The sequence below is a fragment of the Streptomyces globisporus C-1027 genome (genome assembly GCF_000261345.2).
In the GTDB taxonomy this organism is placed as follows: domain Bacteria; phylum Actinomycetota; class Actinomycetes; order Streptomycetales; family Streptomycetaceae; genus Streptomyces; species Streptomyces pakalii.
Window position 1 is genome coordinate 882,629 of the sequence record NZ_CP013738.1, and the last position, 14,767, is coordinate 897,395.

Annotated in this window: 10 protein-coding genes; all 10 read right to left on the minus strand. The window is 71.4% G+C overall.

Features of this window, described 5'->3' with window-relative positions:
- Nucleotides 1–75 precede the first annotated feature (75 nt).
- The 10 genes from WQO_RS03720 to WQO_RS03765 all read right to left on the minus strand — a co-directional run bounded on the left by WQO_RS03720 (nt 76) and on the right by WQO_RS03765 (nt 14,752).
- Nucleotides 76–864, minus strand: coding sequence for an ABC transporter ATP-binding protein (locus WQO_RS03720; protein ID WP_010056152.1), 789 nt, complete (start codon nt 862–864; stop codon nt 76–78).
- Nucleotides 858–2,843 (minus strand): dipeptide/oligopeptide/nickel ABC transporter permease/ATP-binding protein, encoded by a 1,986-nt coding sequence (locus WQO_RS03725; RefSeq protein WP_010056151.1) that lies wholly within the window; start codon nt 2,841–2,843, stop codon nt 858–860. The genes WQO_RS03720 and WQO_RS03725 overlap by 7 nt, the downstream gene beginning before the upstream one ends.
- Nucleotides 2,840–3,916, minus strand: a complete 1,077-nt coding sequence (locus WQO_RS03730) for an ABC transporter permease (protein ID WP_010056150.1) — start codon at nt 3,914–3,916, stop codon at nt 2,840–2,842. The genes WQO_RS03725 and WQO_RS03730 overlap by 4 nt, the downstream gene beginning before the upstream one ends.
- Complete coding sequence (locus WQO_RS03735; protein WP_010056148.1) at nt 3,913–5,472, minus strand: ABC transporter substrate-binding protein; 1,560 nt, start codon at nt 5,470–5,472, stop codon at nt 3,913–3,915. Before WQO_RS03735 ends, WQO_RS03730 begins: the two co-directional genes overlap by 4 nt.
- A gap of 109 nt (nt 5,473–5,581) precedes the next feature.
- Nucleotides 5,582–6,391, minus strand: a complete 810-nt coding sequence (locus tag WQO_RS03740; RefSeq protein ID WP_010056146.1) for an ABC transporter ATP-binding protein — start codon at nt 6,389–6,391, stop codon at nt 5,582–5,584.
- The gene (locus WQO_RS03745) at nt 6,388–7,353 is read right to left on the minus strand and encodes a FecCD family ABC transporter permease (RefSeq protein WP_010056145.1); all 966 of its coding nucleotides are present in this window, start codon (nt 7,351–7,353) and stop codon (nt 6,388–6,390) included. The genes WQO_RS03740 and WQO_RS03745 overlap by 4 nt, the downstream gene beginning before the upstream one ends.
- A 56-nt stretch (nt 7,354–7,409) precedes the next feature.
- Nucleotides 7,410–8,450 (minus strand): ABC transporter substrate-binding protein, encoded by a 1,041-nt coding sequence (locus WQO_RS03750; RefSeq protein WP_010056144.1) that lies wholly within the window; start codon nt 8,448–8,450, stop codon nt 7,410–7,412.
- An 8-nt stretch (nt 8,451–8,458) separates the two neighbouring features.
- The gene (locus WQO_RS03755; RefSeq protein WP_010056143.1) at nt 8,459–12,856 is read right to left on the minus strand and encodes a non-ribosomal peptide synthetase; all 4,398 of its coding nucleotides are present in this window, start codon (nt 12,854–12,856) and stop codon (nt 8,459–8,461) included.
- Nucleotides 12,843–13,112, minus strand: a complete 270-nt coding sequence (locus WQO_RS03760; RefSeq protein ID WP_010056142.1) for a phosphopantetheine-binding protein — start codon at nt 13,110–13,112, stop codon at nt 12,843–12,845. Before WQO_RS03760 ends, WQO_RS03755 begins: the two co-directional genes overlap by 14 nt.
- 47 nt (nt 13,113–13,159) lie before the next feature.
- Complete coding sequence (locus tag WQO_RS03765; protein ID WP_010056141.1) at nt 13,160–14,752, minus strand: long-chain-fatty-acid--CoA ligase; 1,593 nt, start codon at nt 14,750–14,752, stop codon at nt 13,160–13,162.
- Between the last annotated feature and the right edge of the window lie 15 nt (nt 14,753–14,767).

Genomic DNA, 14,767 nt, shown 5'->3' on the forward strand with positions numbered 1-14,767 from the left:
GGAAAGTTCCCGCTATAAGCGGATCCGAAGGCAGTTCCCGCCCGTGTGGACCGGGCTGCCCGGAATGATCCGTGATCAGCTCCGAACGGCGTCCTCGGCCGCTCGTATCTCCAGGGTGGGGATGGCCGCGAGGAGACTGCGGGTGTAGGCGTGGCGGGGGCGCGAGGTGAGATCCTCGGTGCGGCCCTGCTCGACGATGCGGCCGTCCTGCATGACGGCGATCCGGTCCGCCAACTGCGAGACGACGGCGAGGTCATGGGTGATGAACAGGCATCCGAGGTCGAGTCGTTCCCGCAGATCGCACAGGAGGTTGAGGACCTTCGCCTGGACGGATACGTCGAGTGCCGTGACCGGTTCGTCACAGATGAGCAGCCGGGGTTCCAGAGCCAGTGCGCGGGCGATCGCCACCCGCTGCTGCTGTCCTCCGGACAACTGGCGGGGGCGGCGGTCCCCCACCTCCGGGTTCAGCCCCACGAGGTCGAGGAGTTCAGCGACGCGCGCCGACCGGGACCGTGCGTCGCCCAGCCGGTGGATGCGCAGAGGTTCCTCGATGGCCTGCCGTACCGTCTGGCGCCCGCTGAGCGTCAGAGAAGGGTCCTGGAACACCATCTGGACCTGTCTCCGGTGCGCGCGAAGAGCGCGCCGCCCCCGGATCGCGTGTACGTCCGCCTCTCCCACGCGCACCACCCCCGTATCGGGGCGGTGCAGCCCGGTCACGACGCGCGCCAGGGTCGTCTTGCCGCAGCCCGACTCGCCGACCAGCCCCACGATCTCACCGGCCGCGACACTCATCGTGACGTCCTTGACCACCGTCACGGCGTTCGGACCGCCGTGACGAGCGCTCACCTCCACGATCTCTAGCACGAGGTGTCTCCCTTCCCCACGGCGACCGTCGGCCCACCGGGGTGCCGAAGGCAGGCCGACCAGTGCGTGGCCGCTCCTGCGAGTGCTTCCAGAGGAGGCGCCGCGTCCACGCAGGAGGCCACGGCAAGGGGGCAGCGGGGGGCGAACCCGCAACCGATGGCGTCGTCCGGGCCGGTGCCTCCCTGGCCCGGCATGGTACGGAACCGGGTACCGGGTGCCGTGCCCGGGCGCGGGACCGCGTCCAGCAGCCCCCGCGTGTACGGGTGGTCGGGCCGGGTGAGCACGGCGGCGAGGGGTCCCGTCTCCACGATCCGGCCGGAGTACACGACGGCGACTGAGTCGGCCAGCCGGGTCACCACCCCGAGGTCGTGGCTGACGACGACCATGGACATGGCCAGCTCCTCGCGCAGGCGGGCCAACAGGTCGAGCAGTTGGGCCTGCACGGTGACGTCGAGGGCGGATGTGGGCTCGTCGGCGATCAGCAGCTCGGGCTCACAGGCCAGAGCCATGGCGATCTGCGCCCGCTGACGCATTCCGCCGGACAGCTGGTGGGGGAATTTGCGTGCGACCGTGGTGGGGTCGGGCAGGCCGGCCAGGTGCAGGAGTTCCTCGGTGACCCGGCGGGTCGCGGGGCGCCGCCCTCCGCGGCCCGCATTGCGGACCGCCTCGTCGACGTGCGCCCCGATCGTCCTGAGCGGGTTTAGAACAGCCCCGCTGTCCTGGAAGACCACCCCGACCTTGTGGCCGTTGATCCGGCGGCGCTCCGCCGTGGTGAGCCCGACCATCTCGCACGTTCCGGCGCCGTCCGCCAGCGCGGCGGAGCCGGTGACCACCGCGTACGGGTCCAGCAGGCCGAACGGGGCCAATGCGGCCGTGGTCTTGCCGCTGCCGGTCTCGCCGACGAGGGCGAGGACTTCGCCCCGGCGGACCTCGTACGACATGCCCGCGACGACGCGACGCCGCTCACCGTCCCGCGGGTAGGTGACGGTGAGGTCCCGCACGCGGAGGACCGGGGTCACCTCGGGGCGTCCTCGCAGCGTCTCCGGTGGGGAGGATGTCGTACGCTCGGCGGCGCGGGGCGCGGACGGTGCGGCCTTCCGGCGCATCGGCCACGCCGACCCGGTTCGTGTCGGCCGGACCAGGCGGAGGACGGAGGGCCGTTCCTCGCCGGCCGCCAGCCGCTCACCGAGCAGGTTGCTGGCGAACACCACTGCCGTGATGGCGATGCCGGGCGGATAGGCGAGCCACCACGCGGAGTCCATGAACGCCCTGCCCTCGACGAGCATCTGTCCCCACTCGGCGTTCGGCGGCGCGACACCCAGGCCGAGGAAGCTCAGCGTGGCCACGCCCAGGACGATCGTGCCGACATCGGTACTGGCGTAGACGAGGCAGGGCGCCAGTGCCGGCGGGAGCAGGTGCCTGCCGAGGATGCGCGCACGGCCCGCGCCCAGCAGACGAAGTGCGTCCAGATGAGGGCTCTTGCGCAGGTCGGCGACGCGGGCGCGCGCGATCCGCGCGTACGGCGCCCACGACCAGAGGGACAGCGCCAGGATCAGGTTCTCCACACCGGGACCGCGTACGCCGATGACCGCGAGGGTCACCAGCATTCCGGGAAGCGAGACCACCACGTCGATCACCCGGGAGACGGCCCGGTCGAACCATCCGCCGAGATAGCCCGCGGCGGCCCCGATGACGGTACCGGCCGTCAGGGCGACCGCGAGCACGGCGGCGGTGACCGAAAGGGAGATCCGAGCACCGTGCAGGATCCGGCTGAGCTGGTCCCGGCCGAGCTGATCGGTACCGAGCGGGTGCTCCGAGGACGGCGGCAGCAGCCCGGCCGTGAGGTCGTTGGCGGTCGGATCGGCCGGGGAGACGACCGGGGCCAGTACCCCGACGACCGCGAAGAGGATCAAGGGCAGTGCCAGCAGCACCGTGCCGATCCACGCGCGGCGCCCCGGACTTCGTGCCTCAACGGTCATGGCAGCTCCTTCCGGGTTCGCGCTCCCGGAACACCGACCGGTTCGCGGAGCGCCGCGTCCGTACCCGAGGTCTTGCTCCACGGGAGCATGGGCCGACGGCGGGAACGGGCGTCCCCGCCCCGCCGGGAGCGGGGATCTATGAGCCCCTGGAGCACATCCGCACAGCGGTTGGCGAGGATGAAGCCGCCTCCCATGACGAGGGTGGCCGCCTGGAGCGCCGGGACGTCCCGGGAACCGGCTGCCTGGACGAAGTAGGCGCCCATGCCGGGCCAGCCGAAGATCTGTTCCACCACGACGGTGGCCACGAGAAGGCTGCCGATGCCGAACGCGGCGACGGAGAGGATCGGTCCGGCGGCATTGGGCAGTCCGTCCCGGATGACGATCGACAGCGTTCCACTGCCCCGTGCCTGCGCCGCGCGTACGTAAGGCCGATCGAGGGCATCGCGCAGCGTGACGGCGACCACGCGGCTGAGGACACCGGCAACGGGCAGGCCCAGTACGGCCATCGGCATCAGCCACGTCGAGGGGCCCGCCATCCCTGATGTCGGGAGCAGCCCGAGGCGGATCGCCAGATACAGGACGAGGAGATAGCTCAGCCAGAACGACGGGATCGAGCTGACCAGCAGCGCGCCGGTGCGCAGCGCCCCGCGCAGGACCCCGCGCCGGAGTACCGCACCGGCGACGCCGACGCCCACGCCGACCACGACGGCGACGACAGCGGATCCGCCCACCAGCGCCAGCGTGACACTCAGCCGGTCCGCGACTTCGGGGCCGATCGCGGCGTCCGTACGCAACGAGCGCCCGAAATCGCCGGTGCAGGCGTCGGCGAGCCACCGTACGTAGCGCACGGGTGCCGGGTCGTCGAGCCCGAGTTCCCCGCGGACGGCCTCGATCTGCTCCGGCGTGGCGGGGCGGCCGGCCCGGGTCGCCGCCAGCACCGCCGCGGGGTCGCCCCGCGCGAGCAGGACGAGGGCGAAGGTCCCCACCGACATCGCCAGCAGCACGCCGACGGTGTCCACGGTCCACCGGGCGACGTGACCGCCGGCGGTCGCCAGCCGGCCCAGCGGTCTCACCCGACCGTCACCCCGGTGAGATCCAGGTCCACGTCCGTGGGCGGGACGGCGAATCCCTTCACCGTGTCCCGGGTCGCGTAGATGCGCGGCCGGTAGACCAGGGGGACGAATCCGGCGTCGGCTGCGACCTCGTCGTAGAGCTTCTGGTACGCGGCGGCGCGTGCGGTGGGATCGTCCGCGAACACCGCCTTGTCGACCAGGTCTTCGGTGGCCTTGGTCACCCAGAGCGGGCCGCGGGCTCCGGAGGTGAACATGGAGACGATCGAACCCGAGGGGTCGTAGGGCGCGCCGAGTCCCTCGAAGAAGGTGATGTCGTAGGTTCCTTCCGCCCGCTCGTCGTAGTACGCGGCGGCGTCGACCGGGGAGATGTCGACGGCGATGCCGACCTCCTTGAGGGATCCGGCGACGGCCTCGGCCATGGAGCGGGGGTCGAGCTGTCCCTGGGCGGGGGTGGCGGGGATGAGCAGTTTGAGGGAGAGGCGCTTTCCGTCCTTGACCCGGTTTCCGCCGTCGAGGGTGTACCCGGCGGCGTCCAGTGTGCTGCGGGCCGCTGCCTGGTCGAAGTAGTCCGGCAGGTCGGTGCCCGAGTCGGGCACGTTCGGGGGGAACACCCGCCGTGCGGGCTTGCCGTAGCCCTGGAACAGGGCCTTGGTGAGGGCGCTGGTGTCGATGGCCTGGCGTACCGCCTCGCGCACGGCTCGGTCTCCGGCCGGGCCGCCGGCGTTGAACCCGAGCATGATCGAGACGTCCGGATCGCCGACGAGCGACGTGATGTCTCCGCGCCCGCTCAGTGTCTTGGCCTCGACCGGTGTGATCGGGGCCTGGTAGGCGCCGCCGATGAGGTCGATCTCCCGGTTGCTCAGAGCGTCGAGCCGGGCCTGGGAGTCCGGTATGACCTTGAACTCGACCCGCTCCAGCTTCGGCCGGGTTCCCCAGTAGTCGTCGTTGCGTACCAGCTTGGCCCCGGTCGCGGAGTTGGCCTCCAGCTTCCACGCCCCGGTTCCGACAGCCTTCTGGAACGTGCCGTCGGCTTTCGCCGCCTTCGGACTGAGCAGTCGTACCGGCCGGATGATCGACAGTTCCTGCAGCAGCGGCTCGTACGGCTCCGAGAGAGTTAGCCTGACGGTGTCCTTGTCCGGGGTCTCCACGGCCGAGATGACCTGGGAGGCCCGGAAGAAGGTGAACTTCTTGTTGCCCACCCACCGGTCGAAGTTCCACTTCACGGCGGCGGAGTCGAAGGGCGTTCCGTCGGTGAAGGTGACGCCGTCCCGCAGGTCGAAGCTGACGCTTCTGCCGTCCTCGGCGACGCTCCACGACTCCGCGAGTCCCGGCTTCAGCTTCCCGCCCTCCGCGTAGGTGACGAGGGGCTCGTAGACGGCGTCGAGCAGGACGAAGTTGCCGGTGAACGCATGGGGGTCCAGGGCCCCGGACTCCTCGCTCAGGCCGACGCGCAGCACCGTGCTGGTGGAGCCCGATGTGCCGGGGCCGGCGGAGCACCCGCCGATCAGCACGGTCGAGGCGGCGAGGACGACGAGGGTGGCGCGGGGTCGTAGCACGGACACTCCTGGCGGACGGTAGCCATGGCACGGTGGGGGATCGCCCACCGCGGGAGTAGTCGGTGGGCCGGTACGGATAGTTCCCGCCGATCACCAGATGCTTGCGTGGTCATAGTGACGCCCGTGCCTGACCGGCCTCCCTCGTCTCTGCCAGCGGATGCGCTCCGTACGCGATCCGCACGATCCCGTCGTCGTGCCGCGTGGTGGTGGCTTCGACGCCGAAGACCTCGCGCATGACCGCGGGGGTGAGGACGTCGAGCACCGGGCCGGCGGCGACCGCCGCGCCGTGGTCGAGGACGACGATCAGGTCGCAGAGGCGGGCGGCGAGGTCGAGGTCGTGGAGGACGGCCAGGGTGCTGACGCCGGTGGAGCGGATGAGGTGGAGGAGTTCGAAGCGGGCGCGGATGTCGAGGTGGTTGGTCAGCTCGTCCAGGACCAGCAGGCGCGGCTCCTGGGCCAGGGCGCGGGCGAGGAGGACGCGTTGGCGTTCGCCTCCGGAGAGGGAGGCGTACTCGCGTGTGGCGAAGAGGCGGATGCCGCAGCGGTCGATGGCGTCGGCGACGGCGCGCCGGTCGTCGGGGCCCTCGCGGCCGACCAGCCCGTGGTGGGGAGTGCGACCGAGCTCGACGATCTCGGCCACGGTGAGGCCACCGGTGCTGCCCGCCGGGTCCTGGAGGACCGCGGCGGTACGGCGGGCGGCGGTGCGGGGCGCGAGACGCCAGACGTCGTCGTCACCGACCCTCACGACACCCTTGGTGGGCCGGAGTGAGCGGTAGACGGTGCGGAGGAGGGTGGATTTGCCGCTGCCGTTGGGGCCGACGAGTCCGACGACCGCTCCGGGCAGGACTTCCAGGTCGACCCCTTGGAGGACGGGTGTGCCTTCCAGTTCGACGTGGACCTGGTCGACGGTGAGCTTCATACGGTGTCCAAGCCCTTGTTGCGGCGCAGCAGCCAGACGAAGAACGGGGCGCCGAGCAGCGCGGTGAGGATGCCGAGCGGCAGTTCGTTCGGGCGGATGAGGGTGCGGGAGAGGAGATCGACGAGGACGAGGTAGACGGCTCCGAGCAGCGCGGTGAGCGGGAGGAGCCGCCGGTGGTCGGCGCCGACCGTGAGGCGTACGAGATGGGGGATCATCAACCCGACGAAGCCGATGCCGCCGGCCACCGCGATGACCGAGCCGGTGAGCAGCGCGGTGATGACCAGCAGGACGGCACGCAGCCGGTTGACGTCCACGCCGAGGGCGGTGGCGGATTCGTCGCCCGCCAGGACGGCGTTGAGCTGCCGGCCGAAGAGCCCGAGCAGGGCCGTGCAGGTGAGGACGATGGTGGCGACGACGGGCAGTTGGTCCCACTGGGCTCCGGCAACGCTGCCGAGCATCCAGAACATCACCGTGCGCAGCTCGGTGGGGGTGGCCCAGAGCTGGACGAAACTGGTCGCGGAGAGCAGAACGTATCCGACGGCGACCCCCGCGAGCACGAGGCGGGTGGGAGCCAGGCGGCCTCGGCGGCGGCCCAGGGCGAAGACCACCGCCCCGGTGGCGAGAGCGCCGACGAAGGCCGCTCCCGCCACGCCCACTCCCCCGATGCCGATCCCGCCGAGGGTGATGACCAGGACCGCGCCGAAGGAGGCTCCGTAGGAGAAGCCGAGCACGGTCGGGTCGGCCAGCGGGTTGGCGACGAGGGTCTGTAGGACGGCACCGGCCACCGCAAGCCCGGCACCTGCGAGGGCCGCGAGCAGAACCCGGGGCGTGCGGAAGTTCCACACGATCTGGTCCAGTGCCGGGTCGTCGGTGGCCCCCTGTCCGGTGAGGTGGTGGGCCACGACGGTCCAGACATCGGCGACCGGGATCGTCACCGCGCCGATGCTGATCGCCGTGATCATGGCGGCGATCAGCGCGACGAGCAGGACGGTGACGCCGAGGGAGAGCCGCAGCCCCGTCAGAACGCGTCGGGGTGGAGTGCCTCGGCGATCTTCTCCACGGCCAGGTCGTTGCTGGGGCCGAGGTAGATCGAGTCGGACAGCACCACGTACGCGTCGTTCTTCGAGGCCGTCCACTGAGGGAACTCCTTGAGCAGCTTCTTGGCGTACGCCGTGGGGTCGGGGTCGTTGTAGCTGATGACGACGAGGGCGTCCACGTCGGCGGCGGCGACCTTCTCCTTGCTGAGGTCGGCGAAGGAGCCCTTGGCCGCGTTCTCGAAGGCGTTGGTGCCGCCCGCGTTGGCGAGGACGTCGTTGTAGATGCCCTTGGCGACGACGGAGCTGAAGTCGTTACCGCCCATGCTCATGTTGGAGAAGAGCACCATGACCTTGGGCTTCTTCTCGCCCTTGACCTTTTCGGCGACCTCGGCGATGCGCTTGTCGGACGCGGCGATCAGCTTCTCGGCCCGGTCGCTGACACCGAAGACCTTGCCCATGTCGCGCAGCAGGGTCCGGCTGTCCTCCATGGTCATCTTGGCGGCGTCCTGGTCGCAGCCCTGCGGCGAGATGTAGCTGTTGGCGCCGACCTGCTTCAGCTGGTCGCGGGTGGCGAAGCCGTTCTTGGCGTCGAAGCCGTAGGCGGTGGTGGACAGGACGAGGTCGGGGCGCTGGGCGAGCATCGCCTCGCGGGGGATGTCGAAGGCGTCGTTGAGCTTGATGTCGCCCTTCGGCAGCTTCTTGATCTCGTCGGCGCGGCCCGGGACCTCGGACATGCCGTAGGTCTGCTGGTTGACGACGATGCGTTCCTTCAGCCCCAGGGACAGCAGTGTGGAGACCTCGGCGACCGAGGCGCCGTTCATGACGACGACGCGATCGGGGGCCTTGGTGAAGGTCTGCCGCACCCCGCAGTTCTCCAGCGTCACCGGGTAGCCGCCGGACGAGGACGAGGCGGCGGGCTTCTCGGCCGCCGCCGTCTTCCCGTCCGACGAGTCCCCGCATCCGGCGGTCGCGAGGCCGACGACGGCCATCATTCCGAGGGCGGCGATCCGCTTGGTGGACATGTGTGCTCCTAGTTCATGGCCGGCCCATGGCCGGGGTTCGCATCAAAAGTCGGACGGGAGTCGGCGCCAGTTCCCGGCTCATGGGAGCCGGGCGCGGTCGGGGCCGGGAGATCGCCCCGGGCCACGCAGTGGTCCAGCTGCCGGAAGAAGGCAGCCCGGACGATCACCGGGTGATCGGGCGGGAGAGAACCTGCCGCTGCCGTGAGGCCGGTGCGCACGTGGTCGGCCTGAACGGCTGCCAGGGCGAGGTCTCCGTCCGTGCCGATCGGTGCTTCGGGCAGGGAGTCGAAGAACGCCAGGACCGCTGCGGCGTCCTCGGTGTCCTGGGATATCCGCTCCCGCCAGGTGTCCAGGGAGAGCGTCTCGACCGCGTAGCCGTACTCGCGCAGCCAGCGGTGCAGGTCCTGCTGGCGTACCGGGGTTCCCGCGTGGTGGTGGACCACCGCGGCCGGGCGCCGCGTTCCGGGGCCGGTCGCCACGATCTCGGCGGCCACCCGGTCGGCCGGGGTCCACGACTCCTCCGTGAAGAGGTCGGGCACGACGCCGACGGGTACTCCGGCGCGCAGGACCGTCCACAGGAAGTCCTGGCGGTTGACCGTTCCCGTACCGATCGGTCCGACGACGCGGCCGAGCCGGTGAACGGTCACAGGCAGACCGCGCTCGGCGGCCTGTTCCAGAAGGCGTTCGGAGGCCCACTTGGTCTGCTGGTATCCGTAGCGCAGCCCGTTGTGGGCGGCGAGGAACGACTCCGGGAACTCGGGGCTCAGGGCACGGGGCGGGCCGACCGAGAGGGTGGAGACGTAGTGCAGCGGGACGCGTCGCGGTGCGGCCAGCCGCAGGAGGGCGTGGGTGGAGTCGGTGTTGGCCGGGCGGAGCGCGGTGTAGTCGCGGACGACACTCACCGCCGCACCGTTGTGGACGATGGCGTCGACGGTGGTCCCGAGGTCGTCGAACTGCCCCTGCTCCAGGCCCAGAAGAGGCCGGGCGAGGTCAGCCGGGAGCGGGATCACCCGGCGGTGCTGGTCCGGCGACAGCGACAGGCCGGCCGCCACCAGTGCCGAGTGGACACGTTCCCGGGCTGCTTCGGGGCTTGCCGCCCGTACGGCGCAGACGACCTCGGCAGCGGTGCGGCGCAGCAGTTCGGCGAGCAGGTGGGTACCGACGAAGCCCGTGGCCCCCGTGAGCAGGATTCTCCGGGGCGGCCAGGCGGCCGTGTCGCCCCCCGGTCGGATGTCGGGGGCGAGGACGGTGTCGGCGGCCAGGGTGGACGGCAGTACGGACCCGGTCGCCGGGTCGCCCGGACGGGAGCCGGACTCGGTGGCCAGGAACGCGGCGAGGGCGGCGGAAGTGGCGTGCTGGAAGAGCCAGGCCACCTTCACCTCCCTCCCCAGCTCGGTGGCCAGGCGGTTGGCGGCCTGGATGGCCTGGAGGGACTGGGCCCCGCGGTCGAAGACGTCGTCGTGTTCGGTGAGGTCACCGGCCGCCAGTACCTGCCGCCAGACATCGGTGACGGCCTGCGTCAGCGTGTCGTCCCCTGAGGTGGCGTCAGCGGCTCCCGGCGAGGGGATCCGTTCGATCAGGGCGGTGCGGTCCGTCTTGCCGGACGCCGTGCGCGGCAGGCGGGGCAGGAAGCTGAGCAAGGTGGGGATCATCGCCGCGGGCAGCCGGGCCTTGAGGTGGTCGCGTACCGCGGAGAGCGAGGGCGGGTCCTCGGCAGGGACCAGGTGTGCGGTGAGCCTGCGGGCACCGTCGGGCAGCACCTGCCCCACCACGGCCGCGTCCTTGATGCCGGGGTGGGCGAGCAGGGCGCTCTCGACCTCGGCAGGCTGGACCCGGTGGCCGCTGATCTTGAACTCGTCGTCCACGCGGCCGAGATAGCGCAGGAGACCGTCCGCCCCGACCTCCACGCGGTCGCCGGTGCGGTAGGCGCGTGGCGCGGCGGGCAGACCGTCCAGCCGCACGAATCGCGCGGTGGTCTCTTCCGGCAGGTTGCGGTAGCCGTGGGCGAGCGCGGGACCCAGCAGGTACAGCTCGCCGTCGATCACGGCGACCCGGCTGCCGGGCAGTGGGCGGCCCACGGGGGTGTCATCGGGGGCGAGAGCCGGGTCGTTGAGGTCGGCTGCGGTGGCCACCACCGTTCCCTCGGTCGGCCCGTAGGTGTTGACCAGGCGAACGTCCGTCCCGACGGCCTTGCGCCACCGGGCCGCCCGCTCGGGCAGGGCCGCCTCGCCGCCGATCACGACGGTACGTACGCTGCCCGGCAGTGTGGCCGCACCGGTGGACAGGGCGTAGGCCACTTCGTGCCAGTACGCGGTCGGCAGGTCGAGGAACGTGACGGCCAGGCGCTCGCACACGGCGAGGAAGTGCGGGATCGAGTCCGTCATGTCCGGCTCGCGGATCGCCAGGGTGGCGCCGGAGCACAGCGTCAGGAAGATCTCCTCGATGCTGGTGTCGAAGTGGAGGGGCGCGAACTGGAGGACGCGGTCGGTGCGCCCGGGCCCGTAGCGGAGGCCGGCGGCGGCAATGAAGTGGGCCAGTGCGCCGTGCCCGACCTCGACGCCCTTGGGCTGCCCGGTGGAGCCGGAGGTGTGGAGCAGGTAGGCCAGGTCGTCCGGTCCCGGCGCGGTGAGTCCCGCGCGCTCGGGCTCCGTACCTCGCGGGCCGTTGGTCAGCAGGATCTCGCTGTCGGGGAAGAGATGGGCGTACCGCTGTTCGGTGACGACGAGGGCGGGGGCGGCGGAGGTGAGCAGGGCGGCGGTACGGTCCGCCGGGGCGCTCGGGTCGAAGGGGCAGTAGACGGCCCCGGCGGCCATGGTGCCGATCAGGACGGTGACGGCTTCGATGCCCCGGGGCAGTACGATGGCGACCCGGTCGCCGCTGCTCACACCGCGTCCGGCGAGTCGGTGGGCGAAGCGGCGGGCTTCGCCGAAGAGACCGGCGTACGTGAGGCTCCGCCCGCCCTCCTCGACGGCCACCGCACCGCCGCGGCGGGCCGCGTGGTCGGCGATCAGCGAGAGCACGGGGAGTGGCGGCGCGGGCAGCGGGTCACCTTCCAGCACGTGGATCGGTGGTGTGCCGCTGGTGGTCCGCGCGGAGGGCAGGGCGGTGAGCGGCTGTTCGGGCTCGGCGACCGCCTCCGTCAGCAGGGTGAACAGCGCCCTGCGGTGCTCCCTCACGTCGTCGGCGGTGTACAGGTCGGGGTTGGCGTCCACGGCGAAGCGCAGGCCGGTGCCTTCGGAACGGTCGTACACGTTGACGGCGAGGTCGTCGACGGGGCCGGCCGAGACGTTGTGGACGGTGCTGCGGTGTCCGGCGAAGCGCAGATCGTAGGCGAAGGGCATGATGTTGACGCCGGGGCCGGAGAGGCGTCGCCCGCCGCCCACGAGCCGCAGGTCGCGGCGGATCTGCTCGTAGCGGTAGCGCTGGTGCGGCAGAGCGGCGCGTATCTCCCGGGAGACGGTGGTGACCAGGGTCCGCAGACTGTCGTCCTGGCCGACGGGCACGCGCAGCGGCAGGACGTTGCGGACCATGGCGGGCACGCGCAGGGACACCGATCCGAAGCGGCCCATCGCGGGCACGCTGAGCACGATCTCCGGTGCCCCGGTGGCGCGGTGGAGGTGGGCGGCGGTCACGGCGAGGAGGATCTCCGACCAGGACACCTTCAGGGCGCGGGCGGTGGCGCGCAGCGCTGCCGTCTCTCCCGCGTCGAGATCGGCTGTGTCCCGGAGGAAGGAGGCGGCCGGGAGTGCGGAGCGGCCTGCGGGGGTGGCGACCTGGGGCCGGTCGGCGTACCTGCGGTTCCAGTGGTCCCGGTCACGGGCGAATTGCTCGGACGCACGGTAGGCGGCCTCCTCCTCCCGTACGGAGGCGAGTGTGCCGAAGCCGCTCGGGCCCGGCTCGGTGCCGGCCACGAGGGAGGTGTAGAGGTCGGCGACGCGGCGGGCGACGAGGGAGAGGCCGAAGCCGTCGAGCGCGATGTGGTGGACGCGGTGGTACCAGAGGTGCCGGTCGTGGGCCAGCCGGAACAGGGCATGGCCGAACAGCGGGCCGTGGGTCAGGTCGACGGGGCGGGCGATGTCCTTGTCCATCCAGCGCAGTGCGGCGGCGTGGGGGTCGGGTGCCTCGGAGAGGTCGGCGGTGTGGAGGTGCCACCCGGGTGTGGCTGTGTCGACCTGCCCGGGGCGGCCCTCCTCGTCCGCCGTGAAGACGCAGTGCAGTGCCTCGGTCTCCTCGACCGCCCGGCGCAGGGCGGCTTCGAAGTGGTCCACGTCGACCGGGCCTTCGATCACCACGTACTCGGCGGTGTTGTAGGCGGGGCTGGAGGGGTCGAGCTGGTGCCCGGTCCAGATGCCCTCCTGGGCACCGAGCAGCGGGTGGCGGCGAAGAGCGTGTTCAGGCGGTGCCATGATTTCCTGCTTCCTGTCGTGCTCGCTGCCGTTCGTCCAGGAGCTGCCACCAGTGCTGAAAGGTGGGGAGTTCGGCGAGGTCGATGAAGGAGACGTCGATGCCGTACTCCTGCCAGCGCTCGGTGAGCGTGACGAGGCGGAGGGAATCGAGCCCCGCGCCGACGGGGTTGTCGTCGAGGTCGACCTCTTCGGGCTCCTGGTAGAGCAGTTCGGCGAGATCGGCCCGGAACTGCTGGAGGGTGAGGGCTGCGGGCATGGTGGTCCCTTCTCCGTGCGCGGTGTGCGGTTGCCGGTGGGCAGCGCTCAGTTGACCTTGCGGTCGGCGTTGTCCCAGAAGCGGTCGCGGAGTTCGCGGCGGAGGATCTTCCCGCTGGGGTTACGGGGCACGTGGTCGATGAACTCGTACTTCGCGGGCAGCTTGAAAGCGGCCAGCCGGGGGGTGAGGAAGGTGTGGAGGTCGCGGGCGCGGACGGGTGCTCCGCCCCGGTCGGCGGGGACGACGAAGGCGTGGACGTACTCGCCCCACCGCTCGTCCGGCGCGCCGACGACCACGGCTTCGGCGACGCCGGGGTGGTGTTCCAGGACGTTCTCGATCTCCGCCGGGTAGACGTTCTCCCCGGCCACGAGGATGGCGTCCTTGATCCGGTCGCGGATGAAGACGTAGCCGTCCTCGTCGACGAAGCCGGCGTCCCCGGTGCGTATCCAGCCGTCGACGAGGGTCTCGGCGGTCTTGTCGGAGAGGTTCCAGTACTCGACCATGTGCGCCGGGGTGGCGAGGCAGACCTCGCCGACGGCTCCGGGCGGCAACGCGGTGCCGTGGTCGTCGATCACCTGGACGCGCACGCCCGGGTAAGGGCGGCCCGCGGCCTGCATGAGGGGCGACCCGGGTTCATGGACAGCAGGCGGCAGGCAGACGGCGGTGTTGCCGGTCTCGGTGAGGCCGTAGATCTGGGCGAACTCACAGCGGAACACGGCCAGGCTCTGCTCCAGCAGGGTTTCGGAGATCGGGGATCCGCCGTAGACGATCTTGCGGAGGGTGGCGAAGTCGGCCGGGGTGACGCCGGGCCGGGTCAGCATCATTCGCAGCATGGCGGGAACGACGCAGGCGGTGGTGATGCCGAGCCGGTGGATCAGCTCGACCGCCAGGGCCGCGTCGAAGGCGGGCATGGACACGACGGTGGTGCCGGCGTTGAAGTTCTGCGTGGCCCACCACAGGCCGCCGATGTGGAACCCGGGGATGCCGATCAGCGCCATGTCCCCGGCCCGCCAGTCGATCCAGTCCACGTCCGCCTCGGCCATGGCGTCCGCGATGGCGAAGAAGCTGCGGTGGGCCAGGACGACGCCCTTGGGGAGCCCGGTGGTGCCGCTGGTGTAGAGCTGGGCCACCGGGGTGTCACGGGTGGCCGGGTACGCCTCGCCGACTCCGGTGCCGGTCGCCTTCCAGAGGGTGTACCCGTCGTCCGTGTCGAGCGCCACGATGTGTTCGGGCGAGGTGGTGGGCATGCCGTCCACGACGGTGCGGAACTCCTCCTCGAGGAAGAGGAGCCGGGTGGCGGAGTCCTGGAGGATGTGGCTCACCTCGGGTGAGGTGAGCCGCCAGTTGACCGGGACGAGGACCGTGCCGGTCTTGGCGCAGGCGAAGAGGACCTCGTAATAGCGCTCGGACTCCTTGCCGAGGTAGGCGACCCGGTCCCCCGCCGTCAGCCCCTCCGCACGCAACGCCCGCGCGGCCCGGTCGCTCTCGCGGTGCAGATCCGCGTAGGTGAGGGTGGTGTCGCCGCAGATGACGGCCGGGGTGTCCGGCCGGTGTTCGGCGTGGAAGCGGGCGGTGTCGGTCAGTGTCGTGAGGCCGTGGTGCAGCCGGTCGCCCGTCTGCGGGCTGTCGGGGGATGCCATGCGTGATGTCCGTCC

What these genes read in the sequence shown, in the direction of transcription:
- WQO_RS03725 (WP_010056151.1), bottom strand. Translation starts at nt 2,843, where the DNA reads ATGACCGTTGAGGCACGAAGTCCGGGGCGCCGCGCGTGGATCGGCACG.
- WQO_RS03740 (WP_010056146.1), bottom strand. Translation starts at nt 6,391, where the DNA reads ATGAAGCTCACCGTCGACCAGGTCCACGTCGAACTGGAAGGCACACCC.
- WQO_RS03745 (WP_010056145.1), bottom strand. Translation starts at nt 7,353, where the DNA reads ATGATCACGGCGATCAGCATCGGCGCGGTGACGATCCCGGTCGCCGAT.
- WQO_RS03750 (WP_010056144.1), bottom strand. Translation starts at nt 8,450, where the DNA reads ATGTCCACCAAGCGGATCGCCGCCCTCGGAATGATGGCCGTCGTCGGC.
- WQO_RS03755 (WP_010056143.1), bottom strand. Translation starts at nt 12,856, where the DNA reads ATGGCACCGCCTGAACACGCTCTTCGCCGCCACCCGCTGCTCGGTGCC.
- WQO_RS03760 (WP_010056142.1), bottom strand. Translation starts at nt 13,112, where the DNA reads ATGCCCGCAGCCCTCACCCTCCAGCAGTTCCGGGCCGATCTCGCCGAA.
- WQO_RS03765 (WP_010056141.1), bottom strand. Translation starts at nt 14,752, where the DNA reads ATGGCATCCCCCGACAGCCCGCAGACGGGCGACCGGCTGCACCACGGC.